Origin of the sequence: Extensimonas soli (assembly GCF_029211265.1) — a bacterium.
GTDB lineage: Bacteria > Pseudomonadota > Gammaproteobacteria > Burkholderiales > Burkholderiaceae_C > Extensimonas > Extensimonas soli.
On sequence record NZ_JARGEL010000024.1, the window covers coordinates 93301 to 116592 of the forward strand.

Annotated in this window: 20 protein-coding genes; 16 read left to right on the forward strand and 4 right to left on the reverse strand. The window is 64.6% G+C overall.

The window, feature by feature from the left end; genetic code table 11:
• Positions 1-4: 4 nt before the first annotated feature.
• The 15 genes from PYV55_RS11255 to PYV55_RS11325 all read left to right on the forward strand — a co-directional run bounded on the left by PYV55_RS11255 (position 5) and on the right by PYV55_RS11325 (position 14905).
• Positions 5-454 (forward strand): type II secretion system protein, encoded by a 450-nt coding sequence (locus PYV55_RS11255; protein WP_275851175.1) that lies wholly within the window; start codon positions 5-7, stop codon positions 452-454.
• The gene (locus PYV55_RS11260; RefSeq protein ID WP_275851177.1) at positions 451-858 is read left to right on the forward strand and encodes a type II secretion system protein; all 408 of its coding nucleotides are present in this window, start codon (positions 451-453) and stop codon (positions 856-858) included. The genes PYV55_RS11255 and PYV55_RS11260 overlap by 4 nt, the downstream gene beginning before the upstream one ends.
• The gene (locus tag PYV55_RS11265; RefSeq protein ID WP_275851179.1) at positions 855-1541 is read left to right on the forward strand and encodes a prepilin-type N-terminal cleavage/methylation domain-containing protein; all 687 of its coding nucleotides are present in this window, start codon (positions 855-857) and stop codon (positions 1539-1541) included. Before PYV55_RS11260 ends, PYV55_RS11265 begins: the two co-directional genes overlap by 4 nt.
• Position 1542: 1 nt before the next feature.
• On the forward strand, positions 1543-2424 hold the full coding sequence (locus tag PYV55_RS11270; protein ID WP_275851181.1) for a general secretion pathway protein GspK: 882 nt from the start codon (positions 1543-1545) through the stop codon (positions 2422-2424).
• A gap of 3 nt (positions 2425-2427) precedes the next feature.
• Entirely contained in the window at positions 2428-3759 is a 1332-nt protein-coding gene (locus PYV55_RS11275; RefSeq protein WP_275851183.1) for a PilN domain-containing protein, read from the forward strand.
• The gene (gene gspM / locus PYV55_RS11280; RefSeq protein WP_275851185.1) at positions 3756-4310 is read left to right on the forward strand and encodes a type II secretion system protein GspM; all 555 of its coding nucleotides are present in this window, start codon (positions 3756-3758) and stop codon (positions 4308-4310) included. Before PYV55_RS11275 ends, gspM begins: the two co-directional genes overlap by 4 nt.
• Positions 4307-5005: a hypothetical protein gene (locus tag PYV55_RS11285; RefSeq protein ID WP_275851187.1), complete on the forward strand. Its 699-nt coding sequence runs from the start codon at positions 4307-4309 to the stop codon at positions 5003-5005. Before gspM ends, PYV55_RS11285 begins: the two co-directional genes overlap by 4 nt.
• Before the next feature lie 25 nt (positions 5006-5030).
• A complete protein-coding gene (gene gspD / locus PYV55_RS11290; RefSeq protein ID WP_275851189.1) occupies positions 5031-7577 on the forward strand; it encodes a type II secretion system secretin GspD in 2547 nt (848 codons plus the stop codon).
• A 108-nt stretch (positions 7578-7685) separates the two neighbouring features.
• A complete protein-coding gene (locus PYV55_RS11295; RefSeq protein ID WP_275851191.1) occupies positions 7686-8153 on the forward strand; it encodes a hypothetical protein in 468 nt (155 codons plus the stop codon).
• A gap of 156 nt (positions 8154-8309) precedes the next feature.
• Positions 8310-9917, forward strand: coding sequence for a cell surface protein (locus tag PYV55_RS11300; RefSeq protein WP_275851194.1), 1608 nt, complete (start codon positions 8310-8312; stop codon positions 9915-9917).
• A gap of 275 nt (positions 9918-10192) precedes the next feature.
• Positions 10193-10990 (forward strand): peptidylprolyl isomerase, encoded by a 798-nt coding sequence (locus PYV55_RS11305; RefSeq protein ID WP_275851196.1) that lies wholly within the window; start codon positions 10193-10195, stop codon positions 10988-10990.
• 8 nt (positions 10991-10998) lie between these two features.
• Positions 10999-11853, forward strand: coding sequence for an ABC transporter permease (locus PYV55_RS11310; RefSeq protein ID WP_407066796.1), 855 nt, complete (start codon positions 10999-11001; stop codon positions 11851-11853).
• A complete protein-coding gene (locus tag PYV55_RS11315) occupies positions 11850-13124 on the forward strand; it encodes an ABC transporter ATP-binding protein (RefSeq protein ID WP_275851198.1) in 1275 nt (424 codons plus the stop codon). The genes PYV55_RS11310 and PYV55_RS11315 overlap by 4 nt, the downstream gene beginning before the upstream one ends.
• A 7-nt stretch (positions 13125-13131) precedes the next feature.
• Positions 13132-14019, forward strand: a complete 888-nt coding sequence (locus PYV55_RS11320; RefSeq protein ID WP_275851200.1) for a class I SAM-dependent methyltransferase — start codon at positions 13132-13134, stop codon at positions 14017-14019.
• 22 nt (positions 14020-14041) lie between these two features.
• Complete coding sequence (locus PYV55_RS11325) at positions 14042-14905, forward strand: SAM-dependent methyltransferase (protein ID WP_275851202.1); 864 nt, start codon at positions 14042-14044, stop codon at positions 14903-14905.
• 4 nt (positions 14906-14909) lie between these two features.
• Here PYV55_RS11325 and PYV55_RS11330 read toward each other — a convergent pair whose 3' ends face one another.
• Positions 14910-15995, reverse strand: a complete 1086-nt coding sequence (locus tag PYV55_RS11330; RefSeq protein ID WP_275851204.1) for an acyltransferase family protein — start codon at positions 15993-15995, stop codon at positions 14910-14912.
• A gap of 37 nt (positions 15996-16032) precedes the next feature.
• Positions 16033-19827 carry a methyltransferase domain-containing protein gene (locus PYV55_RS11335; protein ID WP_275851206.1) on the reverse strand — a complete coding sequence of 1265 codons (3795 nt, stop codon included), beginning with the start codon at positions 19825-19827 and terminating at the stop codon, positions 16033-16035.
• 71 nt (positions 19828-19898) lie between these two features.
• On the opposite strand from PYV55_RS11335, the gene PYV55_RS11340 reads away from it, so the two are divergent.
• The gene (locus PYV55_RS11340) at positions 19899-20654 is read left to right on the forward strand and encodes a glycosyltransferase family 2 protein (RefSeq protein WP_275851208.1); all 756 of its coding nucleotides are present in this window, start codon (positions 19899-19901) and stop codon (positions 20652-20654) included.
• A 39-nt stretch (positions 20655-20693) separates the two neighbouring features.
• Here PYV55_RS11340 and PYV55_RS11345 read toward each other — a convergent pair whose 3' ends face one another.
• Positions 20694-22502 carry a ClcB-like voltage-gated chloride channel protein gene (locus PYV55_RS11345; RefSeq protein WP_275851210.1) on the reverse strand — a complete coding sequence of 603 codons (1809 nt, stop codon included), beginning with the start codon at positions 22500-22502 and terminating at the stop codon, positions 20694-20696.
• A 56-nt stretch (positions 22503-22558) separates the two neighbouring features.
• Positions 22559-23287, reverse strand: coding sequence for a glutamine amidotransferase (locus PYV55_RS11350; protein ID WP_275851212.1), 729 nt, complete (start codon positions 23285-23287; stop codon positions 22559-22561).
• Between the last annotated feature and the right edge of the window lie 5 nt (positions 23288-23292).

Consider the following 23292-nt stretch of genomic DNA (forward strand, 5'->3'; position numbering starts at 1 on the left):
CGCCATGCAGCGTGAGCGCGGCTTTACGCTGGTCGAACTCTTGGTGGTGTTTGCCATCATGGCGCTGCTCATTGGCGTCATGCCCGTCATGTACGAGCGCATGCAAGAGGCATCGCAATACCGCAACACCGTGCGCACCATGCTCAGCCTGCTGCGCACCGCCCGATACGACGCCCAGACACAAGGGCGCGAGACGCGCTTCTTCGTCGATCTGAACCAGCACCTCTACGGGCTCGACGACGCAAACGGCACCGCCTACCCCGACACCCTGCAAATCAGCGCCACGGTGGCCGCAACGGATCTCAGCAGCGCGGGGCAGGCCGCCATCCGCTTTTTGCCCAGCGGCGGCAGCACCGGCGGCAGCATAGACATCCAACGCCCCCATGGTGGCGGCACGCGCCTGCGCGTCGACTGGCTCACCGGCCGCATCGTTCAAGAGCCCCTGCAGCCATGAAGCCCGCGCAGCAAGGGTTCACCCTGCTCGAACTGCTCGTCGCCTTTGCCATCATGGCCTTGTCGCTGGGCATGCTGTACCGCGCCAGCGGCCAGGACGCACGCAACGTCGCCGACCTCGAACGCTACCAAAAAGCCGTGCTGCTGGCCGAATCCCTGCTCGCCCTCAATGACTCGGTACCCCCGCAGGGCTGGAACCAGTCGGGCGAATCAGGCGGCTACGTCTGGCAGGCAAACAGCACACCCTACGCCACACCCGCACAAGGACAGGGACCGGACATCCCGCCCCTGCACGAAGTGCACCTCAGCGTCCACTGGGGCGACGCCGATCAGCCGCGCCAGATCGACCTCTACACCCTGCGGCCCGAGCGCAAACCACCGCCACCCGAAGGGCGACAACCATGAGCGCGCCGAAAGCCCCCCTCCGCCGCCCTTGGATGCGCCGCGCAGGCTTCACGCTCGTCGAAATGCTCGTCGTGCTGGCCCTGCTCTCGCTCATCATGCTCGCCATGGCCTCGGCCCTGCGCTCCACCGGGCAACTCGAAGAGCGTGCGGACGAGCGCCTGCAGCGCACCGACGAAATGCGCACCGTCAACCGCTTTTTGCACACCGTTCTGGGGCGCATCTCGGCGCGCAAGACCAGTGCTCCCGTGCCCGAAGGCGCCAGCCCCTACTTCTTTACCGGCGCGCCGGACGGCATCAGCTGGGTAGGCGTCATGCCTGCGCAATTCGGTGCGGGCGGACGCTACCACTTCCGCCTTGGGGTAGAGCCGCGCCCAGGGCAGCCGTCCGCGCTCGTCATCCGCTTCGCGCCGTGGACGGATGCTGCCACCGTGCCGGACTGGGGCCAGACCCAGGCCCACACGCTGCTGGAGCAGGTCAGCGCCTTTACCGTGCAATACGAAGACGCCAACACCGACCCGCCTCAATGGCTCCCCGCGTGGAACAACCCCAAACGCCTTCCAGAGCACATCCTCATCACGCTGCAAACCCCTGCGGGCGACTGGCCGGCCATCATCATCGCCCTGCGCATCCTGCCCGCCACCGATCCGCAGCGCAGTGGCCCGGTCTTTGGCGGGAGCGGCTGACATGAGCGCAATCCCGAAAAAACCCTCTCCCGCCTCTGCAGTGCAATCCGGCATGGTGCTCATTGCCGTGCTGTGGATCGTTGCCGCGCTCAGCATCATCGTGACCGGGCTCACACGCTCCGTGCGCCAGGAGGCCCGCGTGCTCGCGCAAGCGCGTGCCAGCGTCGTCGCCCAGGCCCAGGGCGACGCTGCGCTCCAGCTCGTGCTGCAAGACCTCGCCGCGCGCCCGGCCACGCCCAACCGGCTCGGCTACATCGATACCACGTACCGCAGCGTGCCGGTGCGCGTCGAGGTCATGCCCCTGAATGGGCTCATAGACATCAACAACGCCCCCGAAGCCCTTTTGACCCGGCTCTACACCATCGCCGCGGGCCTGCCCCCCAACACCGCGCAGGCGCTCGCGCAGGCCACCGTGCAGGCGCGCGAACGCAAAGATGCAAAAGGCGTTGCCGAGCGTTTCGAAGCCAATGAAGACCTGCTGCGCGTGCCCGGAATCGGCTACCCCCTCTATGCTAGACTCGCGCCCCTCGTGACGGCTGACCTGCGCGGCGCAGGCAAGGTCAACCCCATGGCAGCCCCGCCCGAAGTGCTGGCCGTGCTCGCCGCAGGCAGGGCAGACGTCGCGGCGCGCATTGCAGACGCCCGCCTGGCAGGCCAGGAAGGCATAGACACCACCGGCCTGGATGCGGCCTTCATCGACAACAACACGAGCGGGCGGCGTTTGCGCCTGCGTGCCAGGGTGCCCCTTGCCACGGGGGCCTTTTTGTATGTGACCCGGTATGTGGAACTCTCGGGCCGGGGCCGCACGGGCCTTCCCTGGTACACCTACCAGTCCGAACTCAGCTACGACCCCTTGCCCAGTACCCAGAGTACCCAGCGCTGAACCATGCCACTCCTCTCTGCAGATGCCCGTTTTTTCGGCGTCGACCTGCGCGCCCTCTGGCTGGCAACGCGCCAGGCTTGGCGACAACTGCCGCAAAAGCCCTTCCTGGCCTGGCTCACTCCGCCCGTGCCTGTGCGTTTGCTGCAAGCCGACGGCGACGAATCCCTGTGGCTCGGCGCACAGCTCCAGCCCCATGCCGACGCCACATCCAGGCTGGGCAAAACACCTTTCATCGCCGTAGAGCTGCCGCAAGACATCGTCTTGCAGCGCACGCTCGCCATCCCGCCCATGGGCGAGGCCGATACCGCCAACGCCGTGCAGCTCGAACTGCGCAGCATCAGCCCCTTTCCCGAGGCCGATCTGGCCTGGGGCCACAGCCTGCGCACCGAACCCTCGGGCGCACGCCGCATCCAGGCCGCATTGACCTCCCGCAAGCAGGTCGCCAAATACCTCGAAACCCAAACAAACCGCCTGCCCCCCCATGCGCAGCCCGAAATCTGGGTGCGCAGCCAAGGCCCCGCTCCGGTCGTACCCATCGTCATCCAGGGCTACGGCGAGCAGCGCCGCAAAGCCTACGCGGCGCGGCAGCGCAACATCGTCTACGGCCTGCTAGTGCTTGCGGCCGCCTTGGCCGGTGCCATCGCCATCGCCCCCACGGCGCAATTGCGCCTGCGCGCCATCGAGGCCGTGTACGCCTACGATGGGATTTACCAACAAACCCAACCCCTCATGGCCAAGCGCGAGGCCCTGGTGCAAACCGCCGAGCAGCTCAAAAGCCTGGCAGAACTGCTCGCCGGACGCATCGAACCGCTCTACATCCTCAACAAGCTCACCCAAGTCCTGCCCGACGACACCTACCTGCAATCCTTTCGCCTGCAAGGTGCCAAGGTCACCATAGGCGGCGTCACCTCCAACGCCACCCAGCTCATGCAGACCCTGAGCACGCAAGAAGGGCTGCGCGACGTCAAGGCGCCGTCCCCGGCCACGCGCCTGCCCGGCTCGCCCAAGGAATCCTTCACCATCGAATTCACGCTCGACCCCAAACTCTACGGCGCGGCCAAAAACATGCCCTCCTTCGCCCAGGGTTCAGGGTCAATTCCCGCTCCAGCGCCCGTACCACAAGCGCCAGCAGCTACCGCACCTATAGCGTCCACCCCGCCAGTGGCAGCGTCGCCAACCACGCCGCCGCCTGCAGCGGCAAGTGGCACCGCGCCCGCCAAGCCAGCCGCTGCCGCGCCGGCGCCCAATCCTGCCCGTAAAGGGCCCGTATTCGGCGGCACGGTGGTCGTGCCAAAACCCGCGCCATCGCCATCCAAGCCCGCCAGCGCCCCATGAAAAACCCCAAACTTCAGGAAACCTTGCTCCTGCTCGCAACGGCGGCGCTGCTGTTGCTGCCGCTGGCGCTGCTCGGCTACTACATCGTCCACAAACACCACTGGGCGCAAGACCGCCTGGCCGAACTGGAGCCACGCTACGCACGCCTGAAAGGTCTGGAAGAACACAAGGCCGATCTCGACGCTGCGCTCGAACGCGCGCGCGCCCTGCGCAGCCAATACATCTTCGCGCCCGAACAAGACGCCACCCAGGCCGGCAACGCCGCCCAGCAAAAAGTGCGCGACATCTTCACCGCGGCGGGCCTGCAGATCCTCAGCATCCAGGTGCTCGCACCCAAGACTGAAAAAGGCTTCGAGCGCATTCCCCTGTCGGTGCGCGCCGAGGGCGAAATCCTGGCGCTGCAAACCGCGCTCGCCGTGCTCTCCAGCCAAACGCCGATCATCGTCGTCAACGACCTCGACATCCAGCTCACCAACGCCGGCGCCACCCCCACCGCGCCACCGCGGCTGAGCACCAACTTCTCTCTCAGCGTGTTGCGGGGCGCCTCATGAAACGCCACACCCTGCTGCTGCTGATCCTGCTCAACGCCGCGCTCGCCGCAGCGCTGGCGTGGCTCTGGCTCGACCCCAAAGGCGGCTTGCGCAACACCCACTGGCAACCGCCGCCCGCGCAAAAAATCGACTTTGCCGCCATGGTGCCCCCACTGCCACCCATCGGCCACACCGACACCAGCCAATTCATCGCCATGCTCGACCGGCCTGTCTTTTCCGTCACGCGCCGCCCTCCGCCGCCCCCGCCCCCCGTCGAAGTGCAAGACAACCTCAGCAGCGCCAAGCTCTACGGCATCTACGTCGGCGAAGGCAGCGGCGGCGTCATCCTGCAGATCGCGGGCAAAAACCGTCGCCTGCGCCTGCACGAATCCATCGAAGGCTGGACTTTGCAATCCATCCAGGGGCGCGTGGCCAGCTTCAGCCGAAACGGTGCCCAGCGCCAGCTCCAACTGCAGCGTTCCAAACTCGATGCCAACACTGGCGCCCCCATGCCGCAACCGCCGGCGCCATCCGTGGTCAGCCCCGCCCCCGCCCCTGCCCCTGCGCCCGCTCCTGCCGACGCACCCGCAGCATCGGCCCCAGCCCCTGCACCCGCCTCGCCAACCCCGCCCGCCGCAAGAGACAAGCCGGCCCCTGACGCCAAACCTGCTTCTACCCGCCTCCGCCCGACCTTCGGCGGCACCGTCGTTCGCTAAGCCCGCCAGGCCAGACTGGAAACCCATGACTCCATCCCGCCGCTACCTCCTGACCTCGCTCGCCCTGGCGTTCAGCCCCTGGGCCGCTGCGCAAAATGCGCCGGCTGCAGATGCCGCCGCCCCACAGGCGCAAGAAGCTGCCGCCGCTGCACCAGCCGTCGTCGCGCCAGCGACGCAGCCAGCGCCCACAGCGCCTGCTGCTCCCCCCTCCACCCCGGCAACCGGCCCTGCGCCTGCCGCGGCCTCTGCTGCTACGCCTGCCATAGCACCCCATGCAGCACCACCAGCCGCTGCCACCCCTGCAGCCCCTGCACCTTCAGCCCCGGTCTCGGCGCCCGTCGTGTCTGCGCCCTCCAAACCCAAGACCGCTGGCGCCCAGGACGGCAGCAATGCCAAAGACGCCAAAGACGCCAAAGACGCCAAAGAAGCCCCCCCCGAGCCGCGCATCATCCGTGGCAACGACCAGGTCATCGCCGCGCCCAAGGCCGCGGCGCCCTTGTCAGGCGGCAACATCACCTTCAACTTTGAAGACGCCCCCGTGGCCGAAGTCGTGCGCACCATCCTGGGCGACATCCTCAAGGTGGACTACGCCCTGCATCCGCCCATCAGCGGTACCGTCACGCTGGCCACGCGCGCGCCCATCACGCCCGACCAGGCCGCCTTTTTGCTCGAAAGCGCGCTGCAGGCCAGCGGCCTTGCGCTCGTGCGCGATGCGCGCGGCAGCTACCACGTAGGCCGCCCCGACGCCCTCAAAGGCATTGCCCCTGCCGTGCGTCAAAGCGGCAAAGACCCGCTGCCGCCCGGCTACGGCGTCGTCGTGGTGCCGCTGCAATACATAGGCGCGAGCGAAATGGCCACCATCCTGCGCCCGCTGCTCACGCCAGACGCCCTCGTGCGCGTGGACAACGTGCGCAACCTGCTCGTGCTGGCCGGCACCCGCACGCAGGCCGAAGGCTGGCTCGACCTCGTCAACACCTTCGACGTGGACCTGCTCAAAGGCATGTCGGTCGGCCTGTTCCCGCTCAAGTACGCCAGCGTCAAGGAAGTCGAGGCCGCCCTGCAGCTCATGAGCCCCGGTGCCGGCGCCGCTGCCGGCAATCGCCCCGCCGCTGGCACCGCCTCGGGCGGCGCCAGCGCTGGTGCCGGTGCGGCCGGCGCAGCGGCAGGTGAAAGCAACTACCCCCTGTTCGGCGCGCTGCGCATCCTGCCCATAGAGCGGCTCAACAGCATCCTCGTCGTTACGCCGCGCGCCGCCTACCTCGACGAGGCACGCCGCTGGATCGAAAAGTTCGACCGCCCCAGCGACACCGGCTCCGGCCCGCAGCTCTTCGTCTACCCTGTGCAAAACGGCAGCGCGCGCCACCTGGCCGACGTGCTCAAAGGCATCTTTGGCGACGCCAAACAAAGCGCCGACCGCACCCCCAGCGTGGCCCCCGGCCTCAAACCCGTCACCACGTCGAGCAACTTCTACGGCGGTAGCGCCGGCGCCGGCAGCATGGGCTACGGCGGCAGCGCGTATGGCACCAGCGGGCTGGGCACCGGCGGCTTTGGCTCCAACCCATTCACCACGCGCAGCCAGCAGCAACCCGGCAGCGACCCCCTCGGCAACCCGCCCACCGCCGCCACACTGGGCAACGTGCGCGTCATGGCCGACGAAGTCAACAACGCCGTGCTCGTGTGGGGCACGCGCGACGAATACACCAAAATCGAATCCACCCTCAAGCGCCTGGACGTGCCCGCCGCGCAGGTGCAGATCGAGGCCAACATCGTCGAAGTCACCCTCACCAACGACCTGCAATACGGCCTCGAATGGGCCTTCACCAACGACCACGGCAAAAACACAGGCGTGCTCAGCAGCCAGTCCGGCGGCACGCTCGGCGGGCAAAACAAGGGCTTTTCGTACACCCTCACCAACTCGCTGGGCCAGGTGCGCGCCGTGCTCAACCTGCTGGCCGACAAATCGCTCATCAAAGTCCTCTCCAGCCCCACGCTCATGGTGCTCGACAACCACACCGCCACCATCAACGTCGGCACCCAGCAGCCCGTGCAATCGGGTTCAACCCTCAGCCCGGACGGCAATTTGCGCACCACCAACATCCAATACAAAGACACCGGCGTGAACCTGGTCGTCACCCCATCGATCAACGCGGGCAACATCGTCAACCTGCAGGTCGATCAAACCGTCACCGACGTCGGCCAGGTCGATTCGGCCACCGGCCAGCGCGCCTTTTTGCAGCGCCAGATCGGCAGCCAGGTGGCCGTGCGCTCGGGCGAATCGCTCGTGCTCGGCGGCCTCATCCGCGACAACACCACCGTCACCAAAAGCGGCATCCCCGTGCTGCAAGACATCCCTGTCGTCGGCAACCTGTTCAGCACCAACTCCAAGACCACCGACCGCACCGAACTCGTCGTCATCATCACCCCGCGCGTGGTGCGCTCCGACCAGGAGCTGCGCGACGTGGGCAAAGAAATGCGCGAGCGCCTGCAGGGTCTGCAAAAAACCCGCATCCAGGACGTAGGCTACGAACCCGTCGAGCCCCCGCCCACACCGCCGCCCGCCATCCTCAATTGAGTGCTCCATCGAGTGATCGATGGAGCCCTGGCGGGCGCCCCGGTGTGCAAAAATAGTTTTTATCTATCACCCATTCCACCCACCACAGCAAAGGAGCTACAAACGACCATGCTGCACCTTCACCACCACACCAGGCGGCGCCGCCGCCCACCAGACGCAGCCGCAGGCCGCAAAGGCAAATCTGGCATAGCGGCGGCGCTTGCCGCCTGCCTTGCGCTGGCGCTCGCCGGCTGCGCCACCACGCCCGCCACACCCGAGCAGGCCGTGCAAGAGCGCGCCACGCAGTACTGGCAGGCACGCATTGCCGGCAAGCCCGCGCAAGCCTACGCGCTGCTCTCCCCCGCGTACCGCAGCGTGCGCACGCTGGAGCAATACACGCTGCAATACGGCAGCCCCGGCGGCATCACCGCAGCCGAGGTCGCGAGCGTGCAATGTGAGCCCGAAAAATGCACCGCGCGTGTCAAACTCACCACAAAAGTGCCCCTGCCCATGCTGAACATGGATAAGATCAGCACTTATGTCGATGAGACGTGGCTGCCAGACGGTGGCACATGGTGGCGCTACCTGGAGCCCTGAGAGGGGGCGCCGCATTGCCAAGGACTGTTGCGTTTCATCAACATAGGGTTTTGGCGTAGTGTGCGAGCGCAAAGCTGTGCCAAAGCTGTGCTACCATTTCGGCGCGTAATCGATTGTGGTAGTTGCGCTTACCAACTTTTTTAACTGGAGTTTTGTATGAAGAAAAATGTTCTGGCTCTGAGCATCGCTGCCATGATTGGTGGCCTTGGTTTGGCAGGGGGTGCGTCGGCCGACGTAATTCCAGGCGCCACCAAGATGACCCCATCTAATGCTAGCAAGTTTTCCGTCTCGGAAGGTGGCGTTGGGCATATTCTTTTGGTCCCTTACTTCACTGCACAAGATGGCAACATGTCCGTGATCCACATCACGAACACGGATCAAACTAACGGCAAGGTCGTGAAAGTGCGCTTCCGTGGCGCTGCAAACTCCGACGACATTCTGGACTTCACCTTGCTGCTCTCCCCGGGCGATGTCTGGACGGGCGCAGTCACCGCAGGTGCAGACGGCGTGGCGCAACTGGCCACAGCAGACAAGTCGTGCACCTATCCGGCCATTCCTTCTGGCGGCGTAAGTTTCGTGACTTCGCGCCTCACAGCTGCGAACATGGATGTGGCCTCCAATACCCGTGAAGGCTATATCGAGATTTTGAATACCGCCGATATTCCTGGCCCTTCCGTTACTGGAACTGCCACGGCCCTATATACCGCAACCAAGCACGTGAATGGCGTCCCGCCCTGCACGCAAAGCGTTCTGGATGCCAATTTCCTGAATAACAATTACACCACCGAGTCAGCTGCTGCAGCTGCTGGCTTTGACACGCCTTCGGGTGGCTTGGCTGGCGATTGGTATATCATCAACGTTCCGAAAACCACGACTTTCTCTGGCGTAACTACTACGGTGAAGGCAACGGACAACAATGGTACATCTGCTAACGCCAATTTCGTAGTGTTCCCGCAATCGGCCGCGGCGGTCAATGATGGTTCCAATACGACTCTTGCCGTGAATTACACGGCAGATCCGTTGATGGCTGATGCTGTCCAGGGGGTAGCTCCTGCTACTACATTTGCTGCCGTTACGCCGGCAATCCGCGCAGGCTTTTATGATTTGCCGGACCTGAGCACGCCTTATGTTGTCGCGCCAGGTACCATTGCTATTGGTGATACTAATAGCGTTCCTGCGCCAGTAGATCAAGCTGCCGCTTTGACTAATGCAATTGCAGTGACGTCGATCTATAACCAGTATGCCGTCGAACCTGGTATCAGCGCGCAAACCGACTGGGTGTTCTCGATGCCGACCCGCCGTTATGAAGTGGCTGTCAATTACAGCGGCAATCAGCGTGTCTTTAGCCCGGCCCCGTCGAGTCTTAGCGTAGCTCGTTTCACTTCCAGCAACACGTTCATGAGCAACGTGGTGCCTTATGAAGTGTGCGTCAATGCCGACGGCCAGTCGTTCTTCGATCGCGAAGAAACCGGCAAAACAAACAGCGCGGTGTTCTCTCCGAGCCAGTTGCAGTCTTACAGCTTCTGCGGCGAGACCAGCGTGCTGAGTTTTGGCACGGGCAAAGTGCTGGGTGCGCAAGTTGCCGCCTCCAGCGTGACGCCTGGATTCCTCAATGGCTGGGGGATCATGAACACCCAAAACGGACCTGGCAAACAAGGCCTTCCCATCATCGGCGCTTCGTTCATCAAGCTCGTGAATGGCGCTGCACAGCCTGGCGTTTCCGGCACCTACGGGATCAGCTTCCCGCACCGCTATACCAAGTAAATTGCTTGAGATTGGGCACAAAGGCGGGGCAACCCGCCTTTTTTCATTCCTGGTGTTGTTGCAAAGCGCAAAAGGGTTTGCACAGTCAGCAGTTCCATGGTCATCCGGTGGGCTGCAAGCATAGGCCGTCTGTGCCGCGCGTTCATGAAGGAGATGGAAAATCCATGCAGCATGCTTTTTCTTGGAGGCGTTGGGCCTCTTCACTCGGTTTGTGCCTATGCGCCGCCTTGGGCGCGGGCCGGGTGCTGGCCGCAGAGCCGTCGCAGCAAGTGCTGGTGTCAGGCAATGGCATCAGCATCACCACGGCCGACCTGCTGGCCGACGCGCAGCGCATACCGCCCGAGGCGCGCGGGCAATTGCTGGCGCAGCCGCACACGGTGCAGCAGATGGCCAGCAACCTGTTCGTGCGCCGCGCCATGGCCCAGCAAGCCGAGCAGGCGGGCCTCGCGCAAGACCCGCAGGTGCAGGCCGCCCTGCGCCTGGCGCGGGAACGCGTACTTTCCGACGCCTGGCTCGAGCGCATCAGCAGCCAGGCCAAGCCCGACGACGCCGCGCTCGACGCGCTGGCCCTGGCCACCTACCGCGCGCACCCCGAGCGCTTCCAGCAGCCAGAGCAGGTGCGCGTGCGCCATATTTTGATTGCCGCCAAGGAGCCCGACGCACGCGCGCAGGCCGAGCAGTTGCTGCAGCAGCTCAAAGACGGCGCAGACTTTGCCACCCTGGCCAAAGAGCGCTCCGCCGACTCCGGCAGCGCGGCCAAGGGCGGCGACCTGGGCTTTTTCACACGCGGGCGCATGGTGCCTGAGTTCGAAGAGGCGGCCTTCGCCCTCAAAAACCCTGGCGACCTGAGCGGCGTGGTGGAAACCAAGTTCGGCTTCCACATCTTGCAGCTCGAAGAGCGCAAACCCGCAGGCAAGCAGTCTTTTGACGAGGTGCGCGAGTCGCTGCGCGAGCAAGAACGCGCCAATCTGCAGCAAAAAGCCCGCAGCGATGCCGCCGAGCAGATTCAGCGCGGCATGCAGGTCAACGCCGACGCGATCGCTGCCTTCGCCGCAAGCCAGGCCAAACCCTGAAGCCCGGCTTGCCTGCCCCTGGTCTTTCAAGCGCCGTGCGCACCACGGAGTGCACCCTCGGCCGCGAGGCCGCCACGCTGTGGCGCGCCCGCGCGCTGCTGCGCGAGCTGGTGCGGCGCGAGGTGGCCGCCCGCTACGCGGGCACCGCAGCGGGCGTGCTGTGGGCTTACCTGCAGCCGCTTTTGAGCGTGGCGGCGTATTACCTCGTGTTCGACGTGGTGTTCGGCATGCGCGTGGGCGCTGCCAGCGCCGGCAACGGGGCCACGCATGCCGTCGGCACTTTTCTGATCGTGGGCGCACTGCCCTGGATGGCGTTTTGCGACGCGGTCACGCGCGGCATGAACAGCCTGGTCGAAGCCGGTGGCCTGCTGCAAAAAAACCCGCTGCCGCCCGTGCTCATCGTGGCGCGCAGCGTGCTGGCCAGCGCGCTGGTCTATGGCCCGCTGCTGTGCCTGGTGGCGCTGCTGTATGCGCCGCTGCACCGCTTCGGGCTGGCGTTTTTCGTCGCGCTGCCGCTGTTGCTGCTCATGCAACTTTTGTTGAGTGCCTTGCTTGGGTTTTTGCTGGCCATTTTCACGGCGGCGCTGCGCGACACGGCGCAGCTCGTGGGCTTTTTGCTCTCGGTGGGCATTTACCTGACGCCGGTGTTGTTCCCCTGGGCCATGTTTCCGCAGGGCTGGCGCTGGCTGCTGTGGCTGAACCCCGCCACGGGATTGGTGCTGGGCTACCAGAGTGTGCTGCTGCAGGGCGCCTGGCCCGCCTGGCCGCAATGGTTGGCGTGCGCCGTGTGGGTGGCTGTGCTGGCAGGTGCCTTAAGCGTGGCCTTGCGCCGCAGCCGCGACCAGCTGGTGGACTGGCTATGAGCCCGGCTTTGCGTGCTTTGCCCGACGGGCCCGTGCTGCGCGCGCACGCGCTGGGCAAGGAATACCGCCTGTACGACTCGCCGCGCCAGCGCCTCAAGGCTTTGCTCACAGGGCGGCCCCTGCACCGCAGCCACTGGGCCTTGCGCGACGTGTCTTTCACCCTGGAGCGTGGCCAGTGCATCGGCGTGATTGGCGACAACGGCGCGGGCAAGAGCACGCTGCTCAAGCTGCTGGCCGGGACATTGCAACCCAGCGCCGGCAGCCTGGAGCGCCAGGGCCGTGTCACGGCCATTTTGGAGCTGGGCGCGGGCTTTCACCCCGATTTTTCGGGGCGCGACAATTTGTATTTTGGCGGCAGCCTGATCGGCATCGACCGCGCCGAGATGGCGCGGCTGGAGCCGTCGATCGCGCAGTTTTGCGAGCTGGGCGATGCGCTGGACAGACCTGTGAAAACCTATTCGTCGGGCATGGTGGTGCGGCTGGCGTTTGCCCTGGTCACGGCGGTGCAGCCCGACGTGCTGATCGTCGATGAGGCGCTGGCCGTGGGCGACCAGCACTTTCAGAAAAAATGCGTGGAGCGCATTTTGGAGTTTCGCCGCCAGGGCTGCACGATTTTGTTTTGCTCGCACAGCCCCTACCACATCCGGCATTTGTGCGACGCGGCGATGTGGCTCGACGGCGGGCGCATTGCACAGTTCGGCACCACCGAGGCCGTGCTTGCCGCCTACGACCTGCACACCCGCGCGCGCGAGCTGGCGCTAGCGCAGCAGACGCAGCCAGCCGCTGCGGCACCGGTCAACGCCGCGCCAGCCGCCACTGCTGCCCCAGTGCAAGCCGCGCCCGCCGCGGCTGCGCAAGTGGGCGAGGCGTGCATTTTGTCGGTAGAGGTGGCGAATCTGGCAGCACCGGTCGATGGCCGCCCGGCCGTGTTGCAGGGGCAGGATCTGGTCGTGACGATCACGGCGCGCGGGCGGGGCGAAGAACGCCCGCACATCGGCTTCATGATCGAGCAATCGCAGGGGGTGGGCATTACCTCGCTGGCCACGCATGAGGACGGCGCCGCACCGCAACGCCAGCCCGACGGCAGCTGGCGCGCGGTGCTGACCTTTCCGGATCTGCCCTTGCACAGCGGCGACTATGTGATCAGCGCCTTTTTGTTCGACGAAACGGGTTTGGCGGTGTACGACCAGTGGTTCCAGTTCATGCACTTTACGTTTATCTACCCCAAACCCTTGCCGGGGCTGGTACGCCTGCCCCACTACTGGAGTTGAAAGAACAATGACCGACGAAACTGGCGCGGGGAGTGCACTGGTGCGCGCCGGGCAGCTCTTGCTGGCGCAGGGCGACCGGCAGGGCGCGGCGCAGGTTTTGGCGCTGGCGCGCGCGAAGCGTGCCGACCTGGCCACGATGCTGCAGGCGCATGCCTTGATAGAAGGGCACGATTTACCGGGGTCCTTCTCGAATCTGACGGGTGTCGATTGCCGCATTTCGCCCGAGGACGACATTTTTCGTTTTTTTGCGAGGCACCCGTCCAGCCTGAACCCGCTGCGCGATTATTTTGCCGATGGCTGGCGCACCCTGGCGGAGTTGATGGTACTGCTGGAGCGCCTGGGCAAGCCCTTGTTGCAGATGCAAAACGTGCTCGAATTTGCCAGCGGGCATGGCCGCTTCACGCGGCATTTGACCAAGGCGCTGGGGGCCGAGCGCGTGACGGTCTCGGACGTGGTGGCGGACGCGGTGGAGTTTTCCAAGGCCACGTTTGGCGTGCAGGGCTTTGTGTCTGCGAGCGTGCCCGAGCAGGTGCGCTGGCCTGGGCAGTTCGACCTGGTGTTCGTGCTGTCGCTCTTCAGCCACTTGCCGCGGACTACGTGGGGCCGGTGGCTACGCGCACTCCACGGCCTGCTTGCGCCGGGTGGCGTGCTGGTGTTTACCGTGCACGGCATGAAGGCAGCGGCGTTTGACCAGGTGATTTTGGACGAAGACGGATATTTTTTTGCCCCCAGCAGTGAATCCCGTGCCATTGCAGCGCAGGAATATGGGACGACATTTACCGCCCCGCAGTTCGTGCAGGCCCAGATTGCCGAGACGGTGGGGCTGGAAAAATTGCTGCATTTCGCACCCGTACATTTCTGGAACCATCAGGACGCTTATGTCCTGGCGCGGTAATTTGTCCATGCCCCTTGCACAGTTGAAACCAAATTGGCGGCAGCGCATTCTGGAGCGGCTGCGCGGCGTGGCGCCGTGGAATGCCGCACGCATCAGCGACGAGTGGTTTCGCGCGCATTTCACGTATGCGGCAGACCTGGTGCATGCGTGGCTGCACCCCGGCGTGGATTTGCGCAGCGCGCGTTTGCTGAATTTTGGTTGTGGCGATGGTATTACCGACCTGGCGCTGGTATTGCGCTACGGCGCCACCGCCATTCACGGCGTGGATATTCGGCGCGAATATGCCAAGCTGCCGCGCATTGCGCGCGAGCAACTGGGCCTGGCGCGTCTGCCCTGTGCTTTGAGCTTTGAAACGATTGCGCCCGGCGCACCGCTGGCGGGCCGGCACAAAGATCTGGACGCGGTGCTGAGCTGGTCCACCTTCGAGCATGTGCAGCGGGCGCAGCTTTTGCCCATCTTGCGCGACTTGCACGCTTGTTTGCGGCCGGGTGGGGTGTTTTTCATGCAGATCGAGCCCTTGTTTTATTCGCCTTTTGGATCGCACCTGCGGCGCTACATCGAAACGCCCTGGCAGCATTTACTGGTCGATGAAGATGCGCTGTGGCAAGCGATCCAGGCGCACCAGGGAACGCTGGACGCGGCGGAGGTGGACTTTGGGTTTGCCGATTTTGGCGCGCAAGGCTATAAAAAATTCGTTTTCGACGAATACCTGGCCTTGAACCGCCTGACCGCTGACGAATTGCTGGATCTGGCCACGCAAGCAGGTTTCAGCGTGCTGCGCGAAGAAAGGCGCATGGTGGACTTACCCATTCCTGCAGCCTTGCAGGGCCGCTATCCACCCGAGGTGCTGTTGAACAACGAACTTCTTTTGCTACTACAAAAGTAGCTTCTTACGCAGAAGCAGCGTGCCTTAATGGGTGAAAACGTATCTCAATGAAGCGCCAGCTCAGCCAGCTTGTCACGCACACGACAAGCACCAGCACGAGCACTTGTGCCAGCAGTGGAGTCGCCAGGTGCCCATGCGCAAGGCTTTTGAGCAATGGGTAGTGCCAAAGATAAAAGCTGAAGCTGACTTTTCCCACCCACGGCAGCCCCGTAAAACGCAGCCACCGAGGGCTGGCAGAACAGGCCGAGGCCGCAATGACGCAGCCAAAACCCGTTGCGAGCCAGGTGCGCCACGCGATGGCAGTGAGCGGTTCGCTCCAGTAATTTCCAGCGTGATGCCAGAGGTGGGTATATGCCGTCAAAGTGATGCCCATGCTGACGAGCCACAAGGCAGCTTTGCGGCCGAACGACCAGCGACGGGCGTATTGGCTCAGGGTGTAAGCGGCGCCGCCGATCGCAAAGGCGTCCAGCGCACCCAGCACCTGGGTGGATACGAAAAACCGCCCGAGACCAGCCATGGCATCCAAAGGGATAAAGATGAAAACTGCTGCGCGAAACAATATGGCGAGCAGGACGAGAAAAATGGTCGTAGGCCAAAAATAGTTTTTTTGGCGCAAAAAAGGTGCTGCAATGAGAATCAGCAGATAGTATGGAAATTCGACCCCGAGGGTCCAGAATACCCCATTGAATATCCCGCCAGTGCCGGGAAAAATATTGTGCAGCATGACAATGTGCAAGGCCGCTGCCAGCATAACCTGCCGGGAAACTTCATGCTGTTCAACATAAATAAAAAAAGTGACGACCAAGCAGGCGATATAGGCCGGATAAATCCTTCTGCAACGTGCCTTGATGAAGGGAATGGGGTTCAAATCAGCGGCTGAGACAATGATTTTGGTGATAAAAAACCCACTCAGCACGTAAAACAAATCGACGCCAAAACCACCAATGGAAGCGAGCCTCCAGAAAACTCCCGAAAGTGCTGCGGACGTGACTGCGTCCATGGCAACGTGATAAGCAAATACCATGAGCACGGCTATACCGCGCACGGCGTCAAGGTTTTGCAGCCTGGGCGCTATGGAGGCCGATTTCATGGCATGGCCCCAAATTGCAGCACCGAATATGCGGTGGTCATTTTTGCAGCCAGGTTTTGACTCTGGTTTGCCAGCGCAAAGGAATGCGATGCGCCACGGCGCGCAAGGCGGGGGTGGAGCGCAGGCGTACCAGACCGGCGAGCAGGAATGACTTGGCTATTGCTGCGTTATTCAATTGCGGCAGGTGCATCGTGATGAATTCCAGGTCGGCTTGGAACCCTGGCGTTTGCGGACTGGGCTGTGTCGGCAGGCCCTGTAAATAATCGGGCGCGTAATTCCAACAGCGGATCAGTGCGGTATCGCCTAGCAGGTGCTCGACTGTGGGAGGCTGCGGCGGCTCGCCAGTGCAAAAGTGGTGGGTGCGCAGCGTGAGAAACCAGTCCAACCATTCGGATGTGGTGGCGTTCCAGGCATGCACCCAGCTCCAGGCGCGACCAGCGAGCCGTTCAGGAAAGGCGCCCAGGTTCGGCGTGGCGACCGGCAGGCCGGTTTGCAGACAGGCGCTGAGGGTGTAGCTGTAGGTCTCTGGCCACAGGGCAGGAAACCACACGAGGTCTGGCTGCAGCCATTCGAGCAGGGCCGGCAAGTCTTTGTCGGCGTATTCGCCATGCACGCTGAGCCGCGCGCGCGGTTGGGTGCGCAGGTGGCGGTAGGCGTAGCCCAACAGATGAAATTCGATGGGTGCGTTGCGGCGCGCGGCTTCCAGAGCGACTGCTTCGAGCACGTCAGCGCCTTTGATGATGCTGAGCGCCCCGAGCACGACGATTTTCAGCGGTGCCTCGGGGGCAAGTTTGCGCAGGGGGCGGGGTTCTGGCAGGGCGGCCTGCGGCGACAGATCGGTATGCGGAGCCAGGCGCATGTCCGCGGTGGGGACGTAGCGCACGATGCGGCGCGCGGCGTCGAGGCTGGGAGCGAGTACGTGGCGGGCATTGCGGGTAAATTCGGCGTGCACCGCACGCCAAGCCTCTATGCTGGCACCCCCCGACGCAGGGGAGCGGCGCAGGCAGGCATGGCATTGGCTGGGGCCCTGTTCGCCGCAGTAGCCGTTGGTGTGGTCGGTGAGCGAAATCTGGGGGCAGATGGCGTAGTAGTCGTGCACCGTGAAGTCGTAGGGCACGCCCAGCTGCTTGGGCAGGTCTTTGACTTGCGGCGCATGGCCCAGCAGATGGTGGAAATGCACGAGGCGCACGCCCAGGTGGCGCAGCATTTGCAGCAGCTCTTCGTATTGGTCACGCAGGCGAAATTGCAGCGCGAAGGCCTCGTTTTCTGACGGCAGTTTGAGCTGCACGCTGTCGTCAGGCGCGGGCACCAGGGTCAGAAACACGGCCTGGTTTTGCAGCTGCTGTGCCAGCTCGTGGGTGTGGCGCAAGGTGCCACCTGCCCGGTCATGCAACACGAACAGCACGGCAGGAAGGTCGGGCGCCTTGAGGCGCGCAATGTCCAGCGCAAGGCGGTAGGGCTGGGCAGGGTCTGCCTGCACGAAGGCATGCACGGTGCTTTCATAGCCGGGGTGCAGGCGGCGCATGGTTTCCATGGCGGCTTGCTCGCGCGGGCTTTTGCTGGCGCCAAAGCTCACGCCGCCGGTGTGCAGCACGAAGGTGTCGAGCGCGTGCAGGTTGCGCCAGCCGGCACGTGCGGCGCGCAGGCAGAAGTCGTTTTCCTCGCCGTAGCCTTTGCCAAAGTTTTCGACGTCGAAAAGCCCCACCTGCCGGAGGCAGTCACGCCGGATATACATGCAAAAGCCTATACCCGTGGGGATGTCCACCGTGGCGCCGGGGTGGGTTTGTGCGCAGAGCGCGTCCAGGCTGGCCGTGGTGTGGCCTGGCGGAAGCTCGTTGTCCTCGCAAAAGCGCGGATAGCTGCAGATGGTGGCGTTGTTCGAGAACGGCGTGACGGAGGCGATGCGGCGGTCGCTGTAGGCGGCACGGCGCAGGCGATCCAGCCAGTCGTTGGCGACTTCGGTGTCGCTGTTGAGCAGCAGCACGTCGTTTTCGGCGCTCAGCGCCATGCCCCGGTTGACGGTGCCCACGAAACCGAGGTTTTCAGGGTTTTCGAGCAAGAGGATGCGCGGGTCTTGCGCGGCGCGCATGCGCAGCCAGGTGGTGACCTCGGGTTCGGGGCTGGAGTCGTTGATGACGATGAGCCTGTAGCGCGTCGTGCAAGTGCTTGCGAGTACGGAGTCTATGCAGGTCTGGGTGTCTTCGAGCCCGCGATAGACCGGCACGATCACGTCCACAGGATGGTCAGGCATGGGGCTGGGATGATGTTTCTGGCTTGCGCTGGCTTTGACCGGGGAGCGCCCCAGTTGCCGATCGAGCCACATTTTGGCGTGCACGAGGGGGCGCGTGGCACGAAAAACGGTGGAGGTTTCGATGCTGTGCAGGTAGGCGGCGAGCTGGTCGAAGCGTGTTTGTAACTCGTTGCGCTGTAATTGGAGTTCTTGCCGTTCTGCGTGGAAATGCTCATTTTTTTGGGAGACAAGCGCGAATGCGTCCTGAACCTGCTGGGCGGTGTTCTGCATTTGCAGCAGCTCGGCGTTTTTTTGTGCGACGCTTTCTTCCAACTGGGCGATGCGATGCTGTAAGGGTTGGGTGGCTGCTGCCAGCGCCAGATAGTCCGCAGAGAGCGGCCAGCCCAGAGTGACTTCGAGGGCGCTGCCTGGTTGGCTCAGGCACTGCGCCAATACTTGATGGGGGATGGGGAGCTCGAACCACGGGTCGTCACCACTGAGTAGAAGCAGCATGGTGTCGGGTGCGGTAGGGAGCGGCGGGCAGCAGAGAATTTGCTGGCTGCGGGCCCCCAAAAGCGGGGCTGCTGCGGAATCGGCCGCGTGCCATTGCCAGACATTCGCTCCTTCGGCGTTTTGCAGGGCCATGGCATGCAAGTGCAAAAAACCGGGCCGATCGGCCGGGTCCAGGCGCAATGTGGGGTGCGGTGCGGAAGACGCGGGCAAAACGAAACGCAGCGTCTGACGCGGCTCGCCCATGGCGGCGGCGCAGACGAGCTTGGCATCCTCACGGTATGTTCCATCTTGCCCGACAAAAAGCTGCGCCGTGAAGCTTGCCTGTGCAGGCGGGGGGGCTTGAAAAGCCCCTGGGGTGGCGCTGATGGCGGATTCTCTGCCTGCACCATCGCTGGCCGCTGTGGGGCGCGCGATGCCGATGAACTGGTAGGTCAAAGCGTCTTCCTGCGCCAGCAGATAGCGCGCGACAGCTGGCGGCAGGCTGTCGAATGGGGTGCGAAACTCGGACTCGGGCAGGGCGCGCGTGATGGTGTCCAGCGATTGCAGCGCCCAGCCTTGCTCGTGCAGAAAGCGCGTGAGCGAGCGCCGGGTGAAAAAGCGCAAATGGGTGCGGTCGAGCAGGCCCTCGGTGCGGTAGCGAAATTCGCCCTGCAGGAGCTCCGCGAGCAAGCCGCAATAGCCTGCGTTGGGAATGGAAAGGAGCAAGCGCCCTTCGGCGGTAAGCAACTCACGGCAGGCGGTCAGAATCCTCTCGGGCTGACGGATGTGTTCGAGCACATCGGCACATACGATGGCGTCGTACCGCTGGCCAGCAAATAGCTGCTGCAAGTTGGCGATTTCGAGGTCTGCTACCTCGATGCGGCGGTAATAGGGACGCGCATGGGCGGCTTCGGCTTCGCTGAGGGTGATTCCGTCCACGGTGCAGGTGTGGTGTTGGCTGAGGTATTGACCCAGAGCTCCGCTACCGCAACCTATGTCCAATACCGTGGTTTTCATTGGTATGAGCTGGGCCAGCACGGACAGGGATGTGCGTTCTTGCTCGGAGATGCTGCGCAGATAGACGTGCTGGTCTTGCGATCGATGACTCATGGGCCGCGATTATGACAATGGGTATTTCGGAGTTCGGCGCACGGCAGTGAACGAGGGACAATGGCGGCCCGATGAAAAACACACGAAGCACTGACAGCCGGGAATTGGCAGTTTCCATCGTGAGCCACGGCCATGGCGCGTGCGTGCAGCGCTTGCTCGAGGAGCTTGCACGCTGGAGCGCTGCACACATACAACGGGTGGTTTTGACGCAAAACATTCCTGAATCGCCGCCGCAGGCACCCGCGCAAGGATGGCCTTTTGTGCTGCAGGTCATCAAGAACACGATGCCCGCAGGGTTTGCCGCCAACCACAACCGGGCTTTGGCTGATGCCACAGAGCCTTTCGTGTGCATTTTGAACCCCGATGTCGCATTGGCAGGAGCGGACCCTTTTGCCGCCTTGTTGCGCATGGCAAGCAGGGAAGGTGTGGGTTGCGCCTTTCCGAGCCAAATCGATGCCTCGGGGCGTGGGCAGGATTTTGAGCGCGAACTGCCCACGCTGGCCGCTTTGTGGCGGCGCCATGGACAGGGGCGGGCAGATGCGCGCGTGGATTGGGTGAATGCGGCTTGTCTGGTTTTGCCACTGTCGGTTTGGCAGCGCTTGGGCGGTTTTGACGCGCGGTACTTCATGTACTGTGAGGACGTGGATTTGTGCTTGCGCTTGCGGCTTGCTGGTTTGCAACTGGTGCGTGCCCCGGCGCAAATCGTGCATGCGGGCCAGCGCGCAAGCCATCGCAACTGGCGGCATTTTTTCTGGCACTTGCGCAGTCTGGTGCGTCTTTGGCAATCTCCGGTGTATGCGCAGGCGCGGAAGCTGGGGCTGCGGTAGGAAAGACGCCTCTTTTTGATGTGTCGCAGAATCCGCACCTCACCACGTCTGCGCCAGGCGCACGTAGGTCGCCAGCAGCGTGCTCTTGTCCGCCGCGCCGAGCAGCACCGGGTCTGGCACGGAGCGGATCACGGGCAGGCGTTCGCCGTGGTGTTCCATGAAGCGTTGCAAGGCCTGGCCCAGCTGCATGTCTTGCGTGAGCGGGCGCAGCTCCTGCGTCATGAGGTCGGCGGCGCGTGGGGCGGGTGGCGGCGATGCGGAAGATGCCGACGATGGAGGCAATGGCGGCTGGGCGCGCGCGGTGTGCGCACTCAGCGCGGGCAGCGGCACCACACCGAGGAAATGCTGCTGCGCATCGACCACGTAGAGGTATTTGACGCGGTGCTGCAAAAACAGGCGGCTCATGGCCTCCACGTCGGCGTCGGGGGGCACCACGGTTTCGGTGGGCTGCACCAGGTCGCGCATCTGCAGCTGGGCGAGGCGCAGTTTTTCGTCGCCGTGCTCGCGGCGCTTGATGGTGATCTCGTACATCGAGCCCGCGCCGATCGAGCGCGCCACGAAGTACGCGACCACGCTGCAGGCCATCAGCGGCAGCATGACTTCGTAGCGCAAGGTCATCTCGAAGATCATGAGGATGGCCATCAGGGGCGCCTGCGTGGCCGCGGCGAGAAAGGCGCCCATGCCCGTGACCGCGTAGGCCACGGGCGCGGCCGAGGCCGCGGGCCACAGGGCGTGCACGCCCAGGCCGAACAGCTCGCCCACGAGGCAGCCGCAAAACAGCGCGGGCGTGAACACGCCGCCCACGGCGCCCGAGCCCACGGTGGCAAAGGTGGCGACCATCTTGGCGACGAGCAGCAGCAAAAGCCAATTCCAGCCCATGCCGCCCCCCGCCTGCAGCACCTGATTGACCACGCTGTAGCCGTTGCCCCAGACCTGCGGCAGCCCAATCGAGATCAGCCCTACCACCAGCCCCCCGAGCGCGAGCCGCAGCGGCAGCGGCGGCGCCAGGCGCGCGAACAGGCGCTTGCTGCGGTTCATGCCCTGCAAAAACAGCGCCGCGCCGCCGCCCATGAAGAGGCCCAGCAGCGCGAACAGCGCCACCTCGGGCCCGGTGACTTCGGCAAACGCGGGCAGGGTGTAGGGCGGCGCGCCCAGGCCGAAGCGCTGCATGGTGATGTGCGCGCAGACCGAGGCGATCAAGATCGGCCCCACGCTTTCCATGGCGATCGAGCCGAGCACGATTTCGGCGATGAAAAACGCCGCCGCGATGGGCGCGTTGTACGCCGCGGTGACGCCGGCCGCCGCCCCGCAGGCCACGAGCAGGCGCAGCCGTTCGATGGGAAAGCGCAGCCGCTGCCCAAGCACGGACGCGCACAGCGCCGCGAGCTGCACCATGGAGCCTTCGCGCCCGATCGAGCCGCCACTGGCGATCGAGAGCAGCGAAGAACTGCTGCGCACCAGCGTCTGCACGACGGGGATGCGCCCGTCGCCCAGCACCACGGCTTCCATGTAGTCGGACGTTTCCTTTTGCGGCGCGTCTGCTTGCGTGTTTGGCTGCACGAGGCGCCGCGCGAGCACCAGCAGCAGCCCGGCGAGCAGGCCGCCCACCACGGGGCTCAGCAGGCGCGCCCACCAGGGCAGGCTTTGCGCAATGGCCACCAGGCTGCCGCCGCGGCCCAGCACCAGGCGGTCGAGCCCGTCGAGCAGCGCGCGGAACGCGAGCGTCGCCAGCGCACCCAGAAAACCGGCCACCATCGCCCACAAAAGCGTGCTTTGCCACTCTGAAATACGCAGCAGCCGCTGCCAGAACAGGCGCCGGGCGAGGCGGCGCGTGAAGGAGGTGCTCATCGCAGGAAAATCTCTTTGACGGTACCGGGCCAGCGCCGGCTCAGAGGCTGAGAGCCTCAGCGCACCGCGCCCGAGGCGCAGACCTCGAGCCCGTCGAGCCAGCGGCCCAGCACCTGCTGCGCCGCCTGCGCCAATGCCGGCGCACAGCGCTGGGCGTCGGCGCGCAGACTGCGCGGGTCCATGCCGGCCTGCGCGAGCTCGCAGCAGTGGCCCACGAGCCAGCGCTCGAAATTGCGCCCATCCAGCTCGAGGTGAAACTGCAGACCAAGGACCGCCGGGCCGCGCGCAAAGGCCTGCTGCGCGCACTGCGCGGTGCTGGCCAGCAGCTGCGCCCCCGCGGGCAGGTCGAAGCGGTCGCCATGCCAGTGCAGCACCGGCACGCCCGCGAGCGGGGCCAGCACCGATTCACGGCCGGCCTCGGTCAGCGTCAGCGCGCCAAAGCCGATCTCCTTGCTACCCATGGGCGCCACCCGCGCGCCCAGCGCTCGCGCCATCAGCTGCGCCCCGAGGCAGATGCCCAGCAGCGGCCGGCCTTGCGCCAGGCGCTGCGCAATCAGGTGCTGCTCGGCGGCGAGGAAGGGGTACAGCGCTTCATCGCAGGCGCCCAGCGGGCCGCCCAGCACGACGAGCAGGTCGGCTGCACTGGCATCGGCCACGGCATCGGCAACCAGCGCGTCCACGGCCGGGTCGAGGTAGCGCACCTGGTAGCCACGCGCCTGCAGCAGCGGCTCGAGCATGCCGAGGTCTTCGAAATGGACGTGGCGCAGGGCCAGGGCGGTTTTCATGGGTG

Excerpts from the sequence above, each read along its gene's own strand:
- PYV55_RS11255 (WP_275851175.1), top strand. The coding sequence starts at position 5 with ATGCAGCGTGAGCGCGGCTTTACGCTGGTCGAACTCTTGGTGGTGTTT.
- PYV55_RS11260 (WP_275851177.1), top strand. The coding sequence starts at position 451 with ATGAAGCCCGCGCAGCAAGGGTTCACCCTGCTCGAACTGCTCGTCGCC.
- PYV55_RS11265 (WP_275851179.1), top strand. The coding sequence starts at position 855 with ATGAGCGCGCCGAAAGCCCCCCTCCGCCGCCCTTGGATGCGCCGCGCA.
- PYV55_RS11270 (WP_275851181.1), top strand. The coding sequence starts at position 1,543 with ATGAGCGCAATCCCGAAAAAACCCTCTCCCGCCTCTGCAGTGCAATCC.
- PYV55_RS11275 (WP_275851183.1), top strand. The coding sequence starts at position 2,428 with ATGCCACTCCTCTCTGCAGATGCCCGTTTTTTCGGCGTCGACCTGCGC.
- gspM (WP_275851185.1), top strand. The coding sequence starts at position 3,756 with ATGAAAAACCCCAAACTTCAGGAAACCTTGCTCCTGCTCGCAACGGCG.
- PYV55_RS11285 (WP_275851187.1), top strand. The coding sequence starts at position 4,307 with ATGAAACGCCACACCCTGCTGCTGCTGATCCTGCTCAACGCCGCGCTC.
- gspD (WP_275851189.1), top strand. The coding sequence starts at position 5,031 with ATGACTCCATCCCGCCGCTACCTCCTGACCTCGCTCGCCCTGGCGTTC.
- PYV55_RS11295 (WP_275851191.1), top strand. The coding sequence starts at position 7,686 with ATGCTGCACCTTCACCACCACACCAGGCGGCGCCGCCGCCCACCAGAC.
- PYV55_RS11300 (WP_275851194.1), top strand. The coding sequence starts at position 8,310 with ATGAAGAAAAATGTTCTGGCTCTGAGCATCGCTGCCATGATTGGTGGC.
- PYV55_RS11315 (WP_275851198.1), top strand. The coding sequence starts at position 11,850 with ATGAGCCCGGCTTTGCGTGCTTTGCCCGACGGGCCCGTGCTGCGCGCG.
- PYV55_RS11320 (WP_275851200.1), top strand. The coding sequence starts at position 13,132 with ATGACCGACGAAACTGGCGCGGGGAGTGCACTGGTGCGCGCCGGGCAG.
- PYV55_RS11330 (WP_275851204.1), bottom strand. The coding sequence starts at position 15,995 with ATGAAATCGGCCTCCATAGCGCCCAGGCTGCAAAACCTTGACGCCGTG.
- PYV55_RS11335 (WP_275851206.1), bottom strand. The coding sequence starts at position 19,827 with ATGAGTCATCGATCGCAAGACCAGCACGTCTATCTGCGCAGCATCTCC.
- PYV55_RS11340 (WP_275851208.1), top strand. The coding sequence starts at position 19,899 with ATGAAAAACACACGAAGCACTGACAGCCGGGAATTGGCAGTTTCCATC.
- PYV55_RS11345 (WP_275851210.1), bottom strand. The coding sequence starts at position 22,502 with ATGAGCACCTCCTTCACGCGCCGCCTCGCCCGGCGCCTGTTCTGGCAG.
- PYV55_RS11350 (WP_275851212.1), bottom strand. The coding sequence starts at position 23,287 with ATGAAAACCGCCCTGGCCCTGCGCCACGTCCATTTCGAAGACCTCGGC.